Source organism: Pengzhenrongella sicca (genome assembly GCF_017569225.1).
GTDB lineage: Bacteria > Actinomycetota > Actinomycetes > Actinomycetales > Cellulomonadaceae > Pengzhenrongella > Pengzhenrongella sicca.
On the sequence record NZ_CP071868.1, the window covers coordinates 1059516 to 1076325 of the forward strand.

The 16810-nt window shown below is 73.2% G+C and carries 15 protein-coding genes; 6 read left to right on the forward strand and 9 right to left on the reverse strand.

Annotated elements, in window-relative coordinates; all coding sequences use genetic code 11:
- Window positions 1–21: 21 nt before the first annotated feature.
- Both J4E96_RS04720 and J4E96_RS04725 read right to left on the reverse strand, forming a co-directional pair.
- Window positions 22–606 (reverse strand): GDSL-type esterase/lipase family protein, encoded by a 585-nt coding sequence (locus J4E96_RS04720; protein WP_227425666.1) that lies wholly within the window; start codon window positions 604–606, stop codon window positions 22–24.
- 173 nt (window positions 607–779) lie between these two features.
- Entirely contained in the window at window positions 780–938 is a 159-nt protein-coding gene (locus J4E96_RS04725) for a hypothetical protein (protein WP_227424633.1), read from the reverse strand.
- Window positions 939–1020: 82 nt separating this feature from the next.
- On the opposite strand from J4E96_RS04725, the gene J4E96_RS04730 reads away from it, so the two are divergent.
- From J4E96_RS04730 to J4E96_RS20150, 3 genes are all read left to right on the forward strand, one after another.
- The gene (locus J4E96_RS04730; RefSeq protein WP_227424634.1) at window positions 1021–1983 is read left to right on the forward strand and encodes a GlxA family transcriptional regulator; all 963 of its coding nucleotides are present in this window, start codon (window positions 1021–1023) and stop codon (window positions 1981–1983) included.
- 166 nt (window positions 1984–2149) lie between these two features.
- Window positions 2150–3172, forward strand: a complete 1023-nt coding sequence (locus J4E96_RS20145; protein WP_264466183.1) for a 13E12 repeat family protein — start codon at window positions 2150–2152, stop codon at window positions 3170–3172.
- A complete protein-coding gene (locus tag J4E96_RS20150) occupies window positions 3165–3668 on the forward strand; it encodes an HNH endonuclease signature motif containing protein (protein WP_264466184.1) in 504 nt (167 codons plus the stop codon). Before J4E96_RS20145 ends, J4E96_RS20150 begins: the two co-directional genes overlap by 8 nt.
- Before the next feature lie 159 nt (window positions 3669–3827).
- On the opposite strand, the gene J4E96_RS04740 is transcribed toward J4E96_RS20150, so the two are convergent.
- From J4E96_RS04740 to J4E96_RS04770, 7 genes are all read right to left on the reverse strand, one after another.
- Window positions 3828–7694, reverse strand: a complete 3867-nt coding sequence (locus J4E96_RS04740; protein ID WP_227424635.1) for a multifunctional oxoglutarate decarboxylase/oxoglutarate dehydrogenase thiamine pyrophosphate-binding subunit/dihydrolipoyllysine-residue succinyltransferase subunit — start codon at window positions 7692–7694, stop codon at window positions 3828–3830.
- Window positions 7695–7933: 239 nt separating this feature from the next.
- Window positions 7934–8755 carry an ABC transporter permease gene (locus J4E96_RS04745; RefSeq protein WP_227424636.1) on the reverse strand — a complete coding sequence of 274 codons (822 nt, stop codon included), beginning with the start codon at window positions 8753–8755 and terminating at the stop codon, window positions 7934–7936.
- Window positions 8752–9744, reverse strand: a complete 993-nt coding sequence (locus J4E96_RS04750) for an ABC transporter ATP-binding protein (RefSeq protein WP_227424637.1) — start codon at window positions 9742–9744, stop codon at window positions 8752–8754. The genes J4E96_RS04745 and J4E96_RS04750 overlap by 4 nt, the downstream gene beginning before the upstream one ends.
- On the reverse strand, window positions 9741–10766 hold the full coding sequence (locus tag J4E96_RS04755) for a hypothetical protein (protein ID WP_227424638.1): 1026 nt from the start codon (window positions 10764–10766) through the stop codon (window positions 9741–9743). The genes J4E96_RS04750 and J4E96_RS04755 overlap by 4 nt, the downstream gene beginning before the upstream one ends.
- Window positions 10763–11119: a GntR family transcriptional regulator gene (locus J4E96_RS04760; RefSeq protein ID WP_227424639.1), complete on the reverse strand. Its 357-nt coding sequence runs from the start codon at window positions 11117–11119 to the stop codon at window positions 10763–10765. Before J4E96_RS04760 ends, J4E96_RS04755 begins: the two co-directional genes overlap by 4 nt.
- A gap of 102 nt (window positions 11120–11221) precedes the next feature.
- The gene (locus J4E96_RS04765; protein WP_227425667.1) at window positions 11222–12271 is read right to left on the reverse strand and encodes a HAMP domain-containing sensor histidine kinase; all 1050 of its coding nucleotides are present in this window, start codon (window positions 12269–12271) and stop codon (window positions 11222–11224) included.
- A gap of 40 nt (window positions 12272–12311) precedes the next feature.
- Window positions 12312–13046, reverse strand: coding sequence for a response regulator transcription factor (locus J4E96_RS04770; protein ID WP_227424640.1), 735 nt, complete (start codon window positions 13044–13046; stop codon window positions 12312–12314).
- Between the two features lie 162 nt (window positions 13047–13208).
- On the opposite strand from J4E96_RS04770, the gene J4E96_RS04775 reads away from it, so the two are divergent.
- From J4E96_RS04775 to J4E96_RS04785, 3 genes are all read left to right on the forward strand, one after another.
- Window positions 13209–14522: a hemolysin family protein gene (locus tag J4E96_RS04775; protein ID WP_227424641.1), complete on the forward strand. Its 1314-nt coding sequence runs from the start codon at window positions 13209–13211 to the stop codon at window positions 14520–14522.
- On the forward strand, window positions 14519–15568 hold the full coding sequence (locus tag J4E96_RS04780; RefSeq protein ID WP_227424642.1) for a hemolysin family protein: 1050 nt from the start codon (window positions 14519–14521) through the stop codon (window positions 15566–15568). Before J4E96_RS04775 ends, J4E96_RS04780 begins: the two co-directional genes overlap by 4 nt.
- A gap of 276 nt (window positions 15569–15844) precedes the next feature.
- A complete protein-coding gene (locus tag J4E96_RS04785; protein WP_227424643.1) occupies window positions 15845–16708 on the forward strand; it encodes a M15 family metallopeptidase in 864 nt (287 codons plus the stop codon).
- The last annotated feature ends 102 nt before the right edge of the window (window positions 16709–16810 follow it).

The following is a 16810-nucleotide window of genomic DNA, read 5'->3' on the forward strand; positions in this document are numbered from 1 at the left end:
GGTCGTGAGGCGAGGTCGAGGTCAGGCGACGTCGTCGGGCAGCCCGAGCCAGGCGTGCCAGCCGGTGTGCAGCACGAGCCACGCCATCATCCCGTAGCCCGCTTGGCCGGGCAGGACGCCGTCGCCGGTGGCGAGGTCGGCGAGCCACTGCTCGTGGGTGGCGAGCGGCGTGCAGGTGTCCACGAACGGCACGCGACGCCGGGTCGCGACGTCCGCGAACGCCCCGGAGAGCTCCGCGAGGCGCTCGTAGTCCTCGGGGTGACCGGGCGGCGGGCCGACCACGAAGGTCCGCACGTTGCGCGAGTCGGCGACGTCGAGGATGTTGGCGAGGTTGAGGCGGCTGCGCGCGAGCGAGAGCCCGGCCCCGAGGTCGGCGCGGCCGAGCGCCACGACGAGCCGGTTGTCGGTGTCCGGCGAGAACCGGCGCGCGGTCTCCTCGTCCCAGCGGGCGCTGAGGGCCGTGCTCGTCTCGCCGGGGACGGCCAGGGTCAGGACGGTCGCGGGTGGCGCGGCGTGCGTCCTGGCCGCGACACGACCGACCCAGCCGAGCCCCTTCGGGTCTCCGGCACCCGCCGCCAGCTCGTCGCCGATCACCGCCAGTCGCATCGGCAACTCGCCCACACCCCTCACCCCAGTCCGTCTCGCCTGCGCGGCGCCCAACGTCGAGGGCGCCCGGACCAGTCTCCCGCGTCCGGCGCGACGCCGGAGCGCCGACGCGCTGGGGCGGCGGGGCGTGGCTCAGGAGCGGGGGCTCAGGAGCGGGGCTCACAAGCGGGGACTCAGAAGTACGGGTTGCCCCGGGCGGCGACGGGGGAGTCGTCCGGGTGCGAGCGCGGGGGCGGCGTCGTGCCGTACCCGTCGGAGCGGATGGTGAGGGCGAGGTCGGCGAGAAGCAGCACGAGGGCGGCGGCACCGAGCACGATCAGTAGAGTGAGCATGGCAGAAATTCTCCGATCATTCATATGTGGCCGCGAGTGGCGGAGCGGACACATGTCGCGCATTTTCTGCCACACTGGGGCGATGCTCAGACGTGTCGCCGCAATCGCGTTGCCGGGGGTCGCACCGTTCGAACTCGGTGTCGTGTGTGAGGTGTTCGGCGTCGACCGCGCTGATACCGGCGGCCCGACGTTCGACTTCACGCTCTGCACCGAGACGCCGGGCGCCATCCCCACGACGATGGGCTTCGACATCGTGGTCACCGCGGGGCTAGAGGCGGCGGCGGGGGCCGACCTCGTCGTCGTCCCCGCGTACGGCGCCGACGACGAGGTGTCGGCGCCGGTGCTGGCGGCGCTGCGCGCGGCCGCGGCGCGCGGCGCGTGGGTGCTCAGCGTGTGCACCGGGTCGTTCGCGCTGGGGCACGCCGGGCTGCTCGACGGGCGGCGGTGCACGACCCACTGGATGTACACCGACAAGCTTGCGCGGGCGTTCCCGTCCGCGGTCGTCGACCCCGCGGTGCTCTACGTGGAGGACCGCGGCGTCGTCACGAGCGCGGGCACTGCGGCCGGCATCGACGCGTGCCTGCACCTTGTGCGCTCCGAGCTCGGTGCGGCCGCGGCCGCCGTCATCGCCCGGCGCATGGTCGTGCCGCCGCACCGCGACGGCGGGCAGGCCCAGTTCATCGACACTCCGCTCCCGACCGACGCCGAGACGCTCGCGCCGCTGCTCGGCTGGCTGGGCGAGCACCTCGAGGACGACCTGAGCGTGCCGGACCTCGCGGCGCGGGCGCTGATGTCGGAGCGCACGTTCGCGCGGCGGTTCCGGGCCGAGACGGGCACGACGCCGGCCGCGTGGATCACCCGGCAGCGCCTGCTGCGGGCGCGGGAACTGCTCGAGCGCACGGAGGTCGGGATGGAGGAGATTGCCCGGCGCAGCGGGTTCGCGACGTCGACGGCGCTGCGCCACCACTTCGCCAAGTCCCTGGGGACAAGCCCGGCGGCCTACCGCCGCGCGTTCGCCTGCCCCGAGCCCGACCAAGCGGCCTAGGTCACTGGTGGTCACTGGTTCCACGGGCGCCGCGGCGCGGTGGCCTGCCTGGGCTGCGGGTGTCCCGGATCGGCGCCTGCGTGAGTCCGCGCACCGGGCGTGGGTTTGTGCACAGGGCGGATTGCGGGGTGGGGTGCGTGTGGGTGGTCCGTCCTAGTCTGTACGCATGTTCGAACCGAGCGAAGACGAGGTAACGGGGGCCCCGGCTTGGGCCGGCCCGGCGGGCGCGGGCGCCACATCGGTCTCAGTGGATGTGACGTTCGGGCTGTTGCTCGGGCGGGTGATGGCCGAGGCGGGGGCGGCGTTGGCGCAGGCCGCGGCGGCGGGGTCGTGCATAGCGGGGCCGATCGATCAGGTCGCGTTGGCTACGGCGTTGATGGGGCAGGCGCCGGGCTCGCCGTTGGTGGACCTGCTTGAGGGTCTGTGCCCGGGCGAGGTGCATGATGCGGTGTTGATCGAGGCGATCGCCGCCTGGGAACGTGTGACGTCGTTGGCTGCGGCGCGGCAGGGCGAGATGATCGCCGAGCTGGCCCGGCGCCGGGACGCGCAGCGGTTGGGTGAGTTCGTGGGTGACGAGGTCGCGTCGGTGCTGGTGATGTCCCGGTCGGTGGCGGAGGCGAAGGTCAGCCTCGGGACGTCGCTGCAGGCGTGGCCCGCGGTGCGCGAGGCGCTCGCATCCGGGGTGATCGATCACCGCAAGGCCACCGCCCTGGTCGACGGGGTCGGGCACCTGGACGACGACGCGGCCGCGGCTGTCCTGGACGCGGTGCTGCCGGTCGCGCCGGGTTTGACGGTGCCGGCGTTGAAGGCGCGCCTGCGCAAGGTCGAGCTGACCGTGAACCCGGCCGCCGTCGCCGAGCGGCGCGCCCGCGACGCCGCGGACAGGTATGTGCAGGTCAGCCCGGCGCCGGGGGTGATGGCGTGGTTGACCGCGTACCTACCCGCCAAGGACGCGATGACCGTGTTCACCGCGATCGACGCCATCGCGGCGTCAGCGGACCCCGCCGACCCACGCGGGGTGGCGGCGCGGCGCGCGGACGCCCTGACCGACCTCTGCGCCGACATCCTCGACAACGGCATCGCCCCCACCACCGCACTCCGCAGCGGGCGGGGACTTGAAGACGGAGCACAGTCGTCGCCCGCACCTGCAGGTGACCGCCGCGGCGACGACGTTGTTGGGGTTGGATGAGGTGCCGGGGGAGTTGGCCGGGTACGGGCCGATCCCGGCGGACCTGGTGCGGGCGATCGCGGCGGACGCGACGTGGCGGCGGATCTTCACCGACCCCGCCACCGGGTGCGTGACGGGGATCGGGCCGCGCGGGTACCGGCCCGGCGCCGACCTGACCGGCACCGTCCTGGCGCGGGACACAACGTGCACGTTCGTGGGGTGTCGGATGCCGGCGTGGCGGTGCGACCTGGACCACCGCGACCCCTACGACCACGACCACCCCGACCTCGGCGGGCAGACCTGCGCGGAGAACCTGCACTCGCTGTGTCGACACCATCATCGGGCCAAGACGTACGGCGGCTGGCACCCCGACCTCGACACCCGCACGGGCGACACGTGGTGGACCTCACCAACCAGACACCGCTACAAGCGACCGGCCACCGACGTCAACCCTGACCCGCCGCCACCCGATCGGCCCTGGCTCCACACGCCCCAGCCCGACGACCCACCCTTCTGAGCAGCGAGCAGCGAGCAGCGAGCAGCGAGCAGCGAGCAGCGAGCAGCGAGCAGCGGGCCGCGAGCCCTTCTCGCCGCGAGCTGGTACAACGGCCGCCCCGGCCAGCCCACCACACGGCCGCTACACGCCGACGACCACGGAACCCGTGGAATCAGGCACCTAGCGGGCGAAGGCGTCCGTGATGAGCTGGGCCTGCTCGGCCTGGTGCTTCTTTGCCGAGCCCGTGGCCGGGGACGCGCTCGCCGCGCGCGAGACCAGGCGCAGCTCGCGGCCCAGCAGCGGGGCCCCGTAGGTCGACAGGTGCGTCCACGCGCCCTGGTTGGCTGGCTCCTCCTGGACCCACACGAGCTCGGCGTTGTCGAACGGCGCGAGCGCGTCGCGCAGCTCGTCCGCGCTGAGCGGGTAGAGCTGCTCGAGCCGGACGATCGCGGTCGTCAGGTCGCCCGACTCGGTGCGGTGCGCGAGCAGGTCCCAGTAGATCTTGCCCGAGCACAGCAGCACGCGGTCGACGGCGCCGCCCGCGGCGGCCGCGGCGTCGTCGCCGATCACGGGCCTGAACGTGCCGGTCGTGAAGTCCTCGACCGCCGACGCCGAGGCCTTCAGCCGCAGCATCGACTTCGGCGTCAGGACCACGAGCGGGCGGCGGGGGCGCGCGTACGCCTGGCGCCGCAGGAGGTGGAAGTACGACGCCGGCGTCGTCGGGACAGCGACCGTCATGTTGTTCTCGGCGCACAGCTGCAGGAACCGCTCGGGCCGGGCGGACGAGTGGTCCGGGCCCTGGCCCTCGAAGCCGTGCGGCAGGAGCAGCACGACCGAGCTGTGCTGGCCCCACTTCTGCGCCGCCGAGGAGATGAACTCGTCGATGATGGTCTGCGCGCCGCCGGTGAAGTCGCCGAACTGGGCCTCCCAGAGCACCAGCGCGTCCGGGCGCTCGACCGAGTAGCCGTACTCGAAGCCGAGCGCGGCGTACTCGCTGAGCGAGGAGTCGTACACCCAGAACTTCGCCTGGTCGGCGGCCAGGTACAGCAGTGGCGTCCACTCGGCGCCGGTGCGCCGGTCGTGGAACACGGCGTGCCGCGACACGAAGGTGCCGCGCCGCGAGTCCTGCCCCGCGAGGCGCACAGGGGTGCCCTCGATCAGCAGCGAGCCGAACGCGAGGAGTTCGCCGTAGCCCCAGTCGATCGCGCCCTCGCGCGACATGAGCTCGCGCTTGGTCAGCAGCTGGGCGAGCTTCGGGTGCACCGTGAAGCCCTCGGGCGCGCGCGTGTGCGCCCGCCCGATCCGCTCGAGGACGGACCGGTCGACGGCGGTCTGCCAGCCGATCATCGCGCCCGCGTCTTCGCGCTGCGCCTCGGGCCGTTCGAGGCCGGCGACCGGCTCCGACGACGCCGGCAGCGTGTACCCGCCCTCTCTCGTCTCGGTGAACACGCGCTCGAGCTGGGCCTGGTAATCCTTGAGGACGGCCTCGGCCTCGGCGAGCGTGATGTCGCCCCGGGCCACGAGCGACTCGGTGTAGATCTTGCGCACGGACCGCTTCGCCTCGATGAGGTTGTACATCAGCGGCTGTGTCATTGAGGGGTCGTCGCCCTCGTTGTGGCCGCGGCGGCGGTAGCAGATCATGTCGATGATGACGTCGCGGTCAAACTGCTCGCGGAACTCGAACGCGAGCTCGGCGACGCGCACGCACGCCTCCGGGTCGTCGCCGTTGACGTGGAAGACCGGCAGCTGCAGGCCCTTGGCGACGTCGGTCGCGTACAGCGTCGAGCGCGAGGAGCTCGGGCCGGTCGTGAACCCGACCTGGTTGTTGATGATGACGTGGATCGTGCCGCCGGTGCGGTAGCCGCGCAGCTGGGACAGGTTGAGCGTCTCGACGACGACGCCCTGGCCCGCGAAGGCCGCGTCGCCGTGGATCAGGATCGGCAGCACGGAGAAGCCGTCGCCGCCGAGGTCGATCCGGTCCTGCTTGGCGCGCACGATGCCCTCGAGCACCGGGTCGACCGCCTCGAGGTGCGACGGGTTGGCCGCGAGGTACACCTGGGTGACCGCACCGGACTCGGCGGTGAACTTGCCCTCGGTGCCCAGGTGGTACTTCACGTCGCCCGAGCCCTGCACGGACTTCGGGTCCTGGTTGCCCTCGAACTCGCTGAAGATCTGGCCGTAGCTCTTGCCCGCGATGTTGGCGAGCACGTTGAGGCGCCCGCGGTGGGCCATCCCGATCCCGACCTCGTCGAGCCCGTTGTCCGCGGCCCTGGACAGGATCGCGTCGAGCAGCGGGATGACGGCCTCGCCGCCCTCGAGCGAGAACCGCTTCTGGCCGACGTACTTGGTCTGCAGGAAGCTCTCGAACGCCTCGGCCGAGTTGAGCCGGCGCAGGATCCGGAGCTGGTCCTCGCGGGGGGTGCGCGCGTAGCCGGACTCGAGCCGCTCCTGCAGCCAGCGCCGCTGCCGCGGGTCGGCCAGGTGCATGTACTCGATGCCGATGCTGCGGCAGTACGAGTCCCGCAGGAGCCCGAGCACGTCGCGCAGCTTGGCGCGGGACTTGCCGCCGAAGCCGCCGACGGGGAACGTCCGGTCGAGATCCCAGAGCGTCAGGGCGTGTGTCTGCACGTCGAGGTCGGGGTGCTTGCGCTGGTGGTAGGCCAGCGGGTCGGTGTCGGCCATGAGGTGTCCGCGCGAGCGGAACGAGTGGATCAGCGCCGCGACGCGGGCCGGCTTGAACAGGTCGGCGTCCGGGTCGAACGACGGGTCCCGGACCCACCGCACCGGCTCGTACGGAACCCGCAGCGCGGCGAAGATCCGGTCGTAGAAGCCGTCGTGCCCGAGCAGCTTGTGCTCGACGATCCGCAGGAAGTCGCCGGACTGCGCGCCCTGGATGATGCGGTGGTCGTACGTCGACGTCACCGTGATGACCTTCGAGACGCCGATCTTGTTGAGCTGGTCCTCGGACGTGCCCGCGAACTCGGCCGGGTAGTCCATCGCGCCGACGCCGATGATCGCGCCCTGGCCCGCCATCAGGCGCGGCACTGAGTGCACCGTCCCGATCGTGCCCGGGTTGGTCAGCGTGAGGGTCGTCCCGGCGAAGTCGGGGACGGTGAGCTTGTTGCCGCGCGCGCGGCGGACCACGTCCTCGTAGCCCGCCCAGAACTCCGCGAAGTCCATCGTCTCGGTGTGCTTGATGCTCGGCACGAGCAGCTGGCGCGTGCCGTCGGGCTTGGCCAGGTCGATGGCGAGCCCGAGGTTGACGTGCGCGGGCGTGACGACCGACGGCTTGTCGTTGTCGACGACGTAGCTGGAGTTCATCGCGGGCATCTCGGCCAGCGCCTCGACGAGCGCGAAGCCGATGAGGTGCGTGAACGAGACCTTCCCGCCGCGTGCTCGCATCAGGTGGTTGTTGATCACGATGCGGTTGTCGACCATGAGCTTGGCGGGGATCGCGCGCACCGACGTCGCCGTCGGCACGCCCAGGCTCGACTCCATGTTGACCACGACGCGCGCGGCCGGGCCTCGCAGCCGGGCCACCTCGTCGTGGCTGTCGACGTCGTCGTCGCCCGTGCGAGGCACGGTCGTCGCCGGCACGTCGGCGTAGGGGGCCGTGGTCGGCTGCGCGGTCGCGATCGGCGCGGTGACCGGCGCGACCGGCTCCGCGTCCGACGCGGCCGACGCGTCCGGCTCGGCGGCCGACGCCGCGGGCTCGGCGGGCGGCGTCCCGACCGGCGGCGCGTCCTCGCGCACGGAGACGGCGGGGGTCGTCGCGGTGGCGGCCGGGGCCGGGAGGGAGTGGGGCGCGGGGGCGGGGGCGTGCGCGGCCGAGCCGTTCGACGGGGCGCTCGGCACAGCCTTCGGCGCCGTGGTCGTCGCCGGGCTCGCTACGGCGTCGTCGGCCGGCTTGTAGTCCTGGAAGAACTCCCACCACGCCGGATCGACCTGGTTCTTGTCCTGGAGGTACTGCTCGTACAGGTCGTCCACGAGCCACTCGTTGGCGCCGAACTCGGCGCGGATCGAATCGGGCTCAGACTTCTTGGACACGTAACGTTCGCCCGCTTCCGTCGCGGCTCGTCGACCGCTTCGCTGGAGTTCAAGGTTGGCTCCAACCCTATGCCCTGACCGCGATCGGGACGAACGTCCCAGGGGGGTGGCGGCAGAGTAGTTCAGAGAACACCGGAAACTCACTGACCTTGGCAAACGTCGGGCAATTGGTGACCCGGCACGCACCCAAGGGCGGGTCGACGGCGCCCCTTCGCCCAGGGTGCGGCCGAGTCGCGCGGCTACGTGATGTCGCGGCGCAGCGAGGTGAACCGACCGATGATCGCGAAGGCGAAGGCGTAGACCAGGAGCACCGCAGCGCCCTGCCACGACGACAGCAGGCCGGCGGCCATCCCGCTGGCCGTGTAGAACGACGCGCCCGTGATGGCCTCCCCGGCGGCGCCCGGCATGAACTTCGAGAGCCCCTCGGACCAGTCGAACTGGCCGAGCACGAGGCGCAGGATCGGCTCGACGAACTGGGTGAACGCGAGCAGCACGACGATGACGGCGACCTGGTTCGTCAGCAGCGTCCCGAACCCGACGCCCACGACCGTCCACACGGTCAGGGCGAGCACCGACAGCGCCGCGCTGCGCAGCACGATCGGGTCGCTGAGGTACGCGGGTTCGCCGAGCAGCGCGAGCACGCCCGCGCCGGCGCCGATGGTCGCCGCCGTGCCGACCACGCCGAACAGGAGGCCGACGACGACGCTCGAGAGCATCTTCGCGCCCAGCACCAGGGTGCGGCGGGGCTCGGCGAGGAAGGTCGGCGTGATGGTCTGGTGCCGGAACTCGTTGGTCATCGCGAACGCGCCCACGATGACCGGGAAGACGTACCCGAGCGAGGTCGCGAGGGTGTAGATGGTCCGGGCGACCTCCTCGGGCGCCATCGGGCTCGCCTCCTCGGCGCCGGGCACGCCGGTGCTGACCGACGCCGGGTCCTGCGTGAGCGCGAACGCCAGGATGCCCGCGAGGAAGGCCATGTACGCCGCCATCGCGAGCAGCAGGATCCACCACAGGCGCGTCGTGACGAGCTTGCGGTACTCGGTGCGCAGCGCGGCGTTCATCGGGCACCCCCGGGCGTCGTCGTCGCGGGTTCGTCGGCCGGCCGGACGTCGACGAGCCGCAGGAAGGTGCCCTCGAGCCCGACGTCCCGCGGCGCGAGCTCGGACAGCTCGAGCCGCGCGGCGAACGCGCGGGCGCCGACCTCGGGCGCGCTCACGCGGCGCAGCACGACGGTGCCGGCGTCGCGCGGTACGGACGCGTCCACGGCGCCCAGCCACCCGGCGTCGGCGATCATCCGATCCAGCCCCGCGGCGTCGGGCGAGCTGACGCGGACGCTGGGCTCGGCGAGCGCCGCGAGCTCGGCCAGCGACGACGCGTGCACGAGGCGGCCGCGGGCGATGATCACGACGTCGTCGACCGTCTGCTCGACCTCGGAGAGCACGTGGCTCGAGACGATGACGGTGCGGCCCTGGGCCGCGAGGTGCCGCAGGAAGGCGCGCAGCCACGCGATGCCCTCCGGGTCGAGGCCGTTGGCCGGCTCGTCAAGGAGCAAGACCTGGGGGTCCCCGAGCAGCGTGGTCGCCAGCGCCAGGCGCTGGCGCATCCCGAGCGAGAAGCCGCCGGCGCGGCGGTCGGCCACGTCGGCCAGGCCGACCAGCGCGAGCACCTCGTGGCAGCGGGCGTCGCTCACGCCCGCCTGCGGCGCGTAGACCCGCAGGTGGTCGAGTGCGCTGCGGCCCGGGTGGAAGCTCGCGGCCTCGAGCGCGGCGCCGACCGACCGCATCGGCCGGCTCAGGTCCGCGTAGGCCCGGCCACCGATCGTGGCGGACCCGGCGCTCGCGCGGACGAGGCCGAGCAGGATGCGCAGGGTGGTGGTCTTGCCCGCGCCGTTCGGGCCGAGGAAGCCGGTCACGCGGCCGGGCCGCACGGTGAAGGAGAGGTCGTCGACCGCACGCACGGGGCCGAACGTCTTGGTGAGGTGGTCGATCACGACGACGCCGTCGTCGGCTCGCGTCGCCTCGCGCCGTGTGGTCGGGCTGGATGTCGTCATGTCGTCACGCGCCCTCGTTCGGCCAGTGCGTTCAGGAGCGCGACACCCTCGCCCGCGCCGTCGACCGTCACGACGAAGACTCCGCCGCCGGGTCGCTGCACGGCGATCGCCTCGCCCTTGCGCAGCACCAGACCGTAGCGCCCGTGGAGGTCCGAGCGCACCCCAAAGCCGCCGAAGTCGCGCAGCGGTCGGACCGTCGTGACGTCGGCGCGGACCACCTCGTCGAGAGCGATCCCGGTCCGGGGGACGCCGAGCATCCCGCGAGCCCAGAGCCCGGTGCGGTCGACCGTGACCCGCCAGCGCCCCAGCAGGACGAGCAGCACGGGGATTCCGAGCAGCGCGAGCACCGCGGGCTGCGCCGACACGAGCGTCGCAAGGATGGTGAGCACGGCCCAGGCGACCGCCAGCTCGTCCGTCGCGACGCTCCGGACGGACCCGGTCCACACGACGCGCTCGTCCGCGCGCACCACGGCGCGGCGCGCGTCGGCGGGGATGGGCGGGGCGGGAGGCTGCGCCGGGTCCGCGGGGGTCAGGACGGCGGCGGCGAGCGCGAGCGCGATGCTGCCCGCGGCCACGAGCGCCAGCCCGCCGATCGGGACCTGTCCGTCGTGGGCGTCGACGAGCCCTCGCTGGGACCAGACGAGCACCGCCAGCAGGCCGCCGACGAAGGCGGCCAACCAGACGCTGGTTGCGGCGGCCATCCGCCGCGTGCCGGCGGGCGGGCCGCCGAGCACCGCGGCACCGGACAGCAGCAGGGACAGCGCGGCGGGCGCCCCGAGCCCGCCCACGAAGAGGCCGGTCAACGACTCCGAGGTGCGGTCCACCCCGTCCGGGCCCCAGTGCGCCGCGACCGGGCTGGGCAGCTGCCCTGACCACGACCAGATGAGGGCCCCCGCCGCGAGCAGCAGCACGAGCGGCAACCCCGCCGTCAGGATCAAGGTCAGGGTGAGGGCTCGGCCGCGCGTTCGGGTGCGTGTCGGGGCGTGCGGTCGGGTGTTCGGCGGTCGAGCGGGGGTGCTCACGTGAGTCCTTCTTCTCGCAGGAGTGCAGTAACGGCGGCGGCGGAGAGCCCCAGCCGGGTGGTTTCGGCCACGACGGCGCGCAGCGCGACGCGCAGCGGCTCGTAGTTCTGCGCGGCCGCGGCGGCGACCGTCGCCCCGCGGCCCCGGCGCAGCTCGACCAGCCCCTCGTCCCGCAGCTCCTGGTAGGCGCGCAGGACGGTGTGCACGTTGATGTCGAGCGACGCCGCGAGCTCGCGGGCGGGCGGCAGCCGCTCGCCCGGGGCGGCATCGCCGCGGACCACGGCGAGCCGGACCGAGTCGGCGAGCTGCGCGAACAGCGGGGAGCCGTCGCGCGGATCGAGGCGGATGAGCATGGCGCCAGTGTATTGCTCTAGTTCAACTAGAACAAGTCGGCTTGGCTCGGCCCGTTCTGTTCCGCACGCGACCGCGACCGCCCGGCGGTTACTGGCCGGCGGTCACCGGTCGGCGAGCGCCCGCGCCTCCGGCCGGTCGACGGGCAGGGTCACGCGCATGATGCAGCCACTGGCGGAGTCCGCCACCTCGATCGTCCCGCCGTGCAGCAGGACCGCCCAGCGCACGATCGCGAGCCCGATGCCCGTGCCGCCCGTGGGGATCTGACCGGTCTGGGCGGGGGTGTTGCCGCGGGCGAACCGCTCGAAGACGATCGCCCGCTGGTCGCGGGCGATCCCGGGACCGGCGTCGACGACGTCGATGACGACGACGTCGCCCGCGCGGGTCGCGTTGAGCCGGACCTCGGCGCCCTTGGGGGAGTGCCGGACGGCGTTGTGCAGCAGGTTGGCGATGACCTGGTGCAGGCGCTCGGCGTCGGCGCGGACGCTCAGGTCGGGCGGCGTGACCGAGACCGGGAACGTCACCCCCTTCGCCGCGCCGACGATCCGCGCGCCGTCGGCCGCCTCGCGCAGGAACTCGTCGAGCGGCACGTCGGCCAGGTCGAGCCCGACGGCGCCCGCCTCGATCCGGGACAGGTCGAGCAGGTACGTGACCAGCCGGCCCAGGCGCTCGGTCTGCGCGAGCGCGGCCTGCATCGTGGCCGGGTCGGCCTCGCTGACGCCGTCGACGATGTTCTCGAGCTGTGCCTGCAGCGCCGTGACGGGGGTGCGTAGCTCGTGCGAGACGTTCGCGACCATCTCGCGGCGCAGCACGTCGGTCGAGCCGAGGTCGTCGGCCATCCGGTTGAACGCCGCCGCGAGCTGGCCGACCTCGTCGCGGCTCGTGGAGCGGACGCGGCGGGAGTAGTCCCCGCCCGCCATCGCGCGCGCGGCGGCGGTCATCTCGCGCAGCGGCGAGGTCATGCCGCGGGCGAGGAGCTGGGTGACGAGGATCGACACAGCGACGGCGAGCGGCAGCGTGCGGGTCGGCCCGAGGTGGTAGTTCAGGCCGAGCCAGGTCAGGAAGGCGGCGAGCGTCACGGTTGCGGCGACGAGCACGCCGAGCTTGATCTTGATGGACCGGAACCGGTCGAGCGGCCGGACGTCCGAGAGCATGTCGCGGTAGGCCGAGCGCTCGTGGCGGGGTGCGGGCACGTCAGCTCACCGGTGGCGCCGGCGGCTCGAACGCGTAGCCGACGCCGTGCACCGTGCGGATGAGGTCGGCGCCGAGCTTGCGGCGCAACGCCTTGACGTGCGAGTCGACCGTGCGCGTGCCGCTCGCGTCGACCCAGTCCCACACCTCGGCCAGCAGGCGCTCGCGGGTCAGGACGGTGCGCGGGCTGCTCGCGAGCATCACCAGCAGGTCGAACTCGGTCGGGGTCAGGTGCACCTCGCGCTCGGCGCGCGCGACGCGGCGCTGGTCCCGGTCGATCGCGACGTCACCGATCGTGATGGGCGGCTCGTGCTGCTGGTTCGCGGCCACGGCCGTGCGCATCGCGCGCTCCGTCCGGCGCAGCAGCGCCTTCGAGCGCGCGACGAGCTCGCGCATCGAGAACGGCTTCGTCATGTAGTCGTCGGCGCCGACCCCGAGCCCGATGAGCATGTCCGTCTCGTCGTCGCGCGCCGTCAGCATCAGCACCGGCACCGGGCGCTCGGCCTGGATGCGGCGGCACACCTCGAGGCCGTCGATGCCGGGCAGCATGACGTCGAGCACCACGAGGTCCGGGCGCAGCCGCGCGGCCGCGGCGACGCCGGCCAGGCCGTCGGCGGCCACCTCGACCGACCAGCCCTCGGCGGCGAGGCGGCGCGCGATCGCGCTCGCGATCGCGGGCTCGTCCTCGACGACGAGGACGCTGGCGATCGAGGTGGGGGAGGGGGACGTCACAGCCATGGGGTCAGGGTCGCACACGAGCGTGGGTGCCGGGTCGTCGTATGATTGAGCCACCATGACCAGCTCAAGTAGCGGCCGGCGGTGCTCCCTCGGGAGACACGCTGCCGGCCCCTCCACTGTCCTGAACATCCCCTTCGTACGGGCTCTGGCCCATGGTGCCCGGTGCTGAACGAGTGGTTGCTCGTCGGCTTCGGCGTCCTGCTGACGATTGGCACGTCGCTCTTCGTCGCCAGCGAGTTCTCCCTCATCGCGCTCGACCCGGGCATCGTCGGGAAGTCCACCGCGCCCGATGATCGCCGCGGCCAGTCCGTGCTCAAGGCGCTGCGGCACCTGTCCACCGAGCTCTCCGGAGCGCAGGTCGGGATCACCGTGACCACGATCCTGCTCGGGTACACGACGCAGCCCGCCGTGAGCCGCCTGCTCGGTGCCTCGCTCGAGTCCACCGCGCTCGGCCGCACCGTCGGCGGCCTCGTCGCGGGCCTGCTCACAGTGGTGCTCGTGAACGGGTTCTCGATGCTCTTCGGCGAGCTCGTGCCGAAGAACTTCGCGATCAGCCACCCCCTCGGCACCGCACGGGTCGTCGCGCCGCTGCAGCGCGGCTTCACCCTCGCGCTGCGCCCCCTGATCAGCCTGTTCAACAACAGCGCCAACTCGATCCTGCGCCGCGTCGGCGTCGAGCCCCGCGAGGAGCTCTCGGGCGGCCGCTCCCCACAGGAGCTGGCCTCGCTCGTGCGGCGGTCCGCCGCCGTCGGCACCCTCGACGAGGCGACCGCGATGCGGCTGACCAACACGATCCAGCTCGACCAGCTCACGGCGGTCGACGTGATGACCGACCGTATGCGCCTCGTCGTCGTGCGCCGCGACGAGACGGCGGCCGACGTCGTGGCGCGTGCGCGCGAGAGCGGGCACTCGCGGTTCCCGGTGATCGACTCCTCGACCGACGACATCGTCGGGCTCGTGCACCTGCGCCGCGCGATCGCCGTCCCGTACGAGCGGCGCGAGGACGTCCCCGCCGCCGCGCTCATGGTGCACGCCCCGCGCGTGCCCGAGACCGTCGGCGTCGGCCCGCTGCTGGTCGAGCTGCGCGAGCTCGGCATGCAGATGGCCGTCGTCGTCGACGAGTACGGCGGCACGTCCGGCGTCGTCACGTTCGAGGACGTCGTCGAGGAGCTGGTCGGCGAGGTCTCGGACGAGCACGACCCGCGCCGGGCCGGTGCCTCCCGGCTTCCCGACGGCGCCTGGGTGCTCCCGGGCGAGCTGCGCCCCGACGAGCTGACCGAGGTGACCGGCCTCGTCGTGCCCGACGACGGCCCGTACGAGACGCTCGGCGGCCTCGTGATGACCGCGCTCGGGCGCATCCCGGTCGCGGGCGACGAGGTCGAGCTGCCGGGCGTCCGGCTGCGGATCGAGCAGATGGCCGCGCGCCGCGTCGAGCGCGTGCGAGTCACCGCGACCGAGCGAGAGGAGCAGTCATGAGCAGCCAGCTGGCGCTCTTGCTCGCCGTCGTGCTCCTCGCCGCCAACGCCTTCTTCGTCGGCGCCGAGTTCTCGATCATCTCCGCGCGGCGGAGCTCGATCGAGCCCCTCGCGCTGGCAGGCAACGTCCGTGCGCGCACCGTGCTCTGGGCGATGGAGCACGTGTCGCTGATGCTCGCGTGCGCGCAGCTCGGGATCACGGTGTGCTCGACGAGCCTCGGCGTCGTCGCGGAGCCCGCGATCGCCAACCTCATCCACGACCCGCTCGTGGCGCTCGGGGTGAGCTCCGACCTCGCGCACCCCATCGCGTTCGTCGTCGCGCTCGCGCTCGTGGTGTACCTGCACGTGGTGCTCGGCGAGATGGTGCCCAAGAACCTCGCGGTCGCGGGCCCGGAGCGCGCCGTCATGTGGTTCGGACCGCCGCTCGTGGTGATCGCGCGCGCCGTCGCGCCCGTGATCGGCGTGCTGAACTGGACCGCGAACCACGTGCTGCGCCTGTTCGGCGTCGTGCCGCGCGACGAGCTCGCGTCGGCGTTCACCGCCCAGGAGGTGCAGTCCATCGTCGAGCAGTCCCAGGCCGAGGGCCTGCTCGACGACGCGCAGGGCCTGCTCGCGGGCGCGATCGAGTTCTCCGACCGGACGGCCCGAGACGTGATGGTCCCGGTCGGCCGGCTCATCACCGTCCCGGCGACCGCGACCCCCGACGAGGTCGAGCGGCTCGTGGCGCGGACGGGGTACAGCCGCTTCCCGGTGCTCGAGGACGCGGACTCCATCGAGCTCGCGGGGTACCTGCACCTCAAGGACGTGCTGTACGCCGACGCGGCCGCGCGATCGGTCCCGGTGCCGGCGTGGCGCATCCGGGCGTTCGCGACCGTCACCCCCGAGGCCGAGGTCGAGGACGCCCTCGTGGCGATGCAGGCCTCGGGCGCGCACCTGGCGCGCGTGCAGGAGGGCGAGCGCTGCGTGGGCGTGGTGTTCCTCGAGGACATCCTCGAGGAGCTCGTCGGTGAAGTCCGGGACGCGATGCAGCGCGGGCAGTTCCCCTGACCGCAGCGCCGCGACGGGCAGCGCCGGTGACCTTGCTCACACCGGCCGCGCGAGCCGCGGCTCGGCCGATCGCCCGTGGCATGGGCAAACGCCCGGGCGCGGCCGGCGGCCGCCGCTGGTCGGGACGTGGACGTTCGTCCAGTAATCTGGATATCGCGCCAGCGTTCCGTTATGGTTTCGTGACCGCCCCCGATGGCGGGTCCGGCGCCCGTCGCTGTTGACCTGCAGCAGCGGTGAAGTGCTCAGCCGCTGCATGACCAGAACCTCGGAGGTGTCGTGGGGCCGGAACACGTCGAGCCTGCCGTCGTCGGCGCCACGTCTCGCCGAGCGCTCCGCGAAGCTGAGCTCTCGGGCACGTCCGGGTCCCGCGCGCGCCCCGCGCGCCGTGCGGCCGGCCGGGCCAAGCCCGCTGACGCGCGCATCATGACGCGCTGGATGCCCCGGATCGGGCTGCTCGGCGCGCTCACCGCCATCACGATCGTGCTGCCGCTGTCCGGCAACGTCTCGCCCGGCAACGGGACGTTCGTCGCCGGCGCCGAGGCGGTCGAGGCGGGCCTCGTCAGCACCGTCGACGCCGTCACGGGCGTCCGGGTCGCGACCCTCCCCCCGCCGTCAGTCACGGTGAGCGCCGCCGCGGTCGCCACGCGCTCCGACGTCTCGGCGAGCCGCTCGCAGGAGCGCGGCGCGCTGCCCGGCTGCGACGGCACCGTCGAGGCCCCCGGCTCCAACGGCGAGCTGAAGACGAGCGACCTGTGCACGCTCTGGAGCGGCGATCTGCAGCTGCGAGGCGACGCGGCGTCGGCGCTCGCCGAGCTCAACCTGGCCTTCCGCGCGCGCTTCGGCCACGACCTCTGCCTGGTCAGCGCGTACCGCACGCTCGCCGAGCAGCGCACCCTCAAGGCGACCAAGGGCGGCCTCGCCGCCATCCCGGGGCGCTCGAACCACGGCTGGGGCCTGGCCATCGACCTCTGCTCCAGCGAGACCCGCGGCGCGAGCTGGACCTGGCTCAAGGCGAACGGCGCCATGTACGGCTGGGAGAACCCGGCCTGGGCCCTCAGTGGCGGCAGCGGCCCGCACGAGCCGTGGCACTGGGAGTACACGCGCGGCGTCAAGGCGAGCGGCGAGTACTTCGACTCCTGACGGAGCCCGCTCAACCCAGCCCGCCGGCCGGTGCCGGCTTAACGCAGTCCGCCCGCCGGCATCCGCCTAACGCAGCCCGCCCGGCGGCGCCACCCACCACAC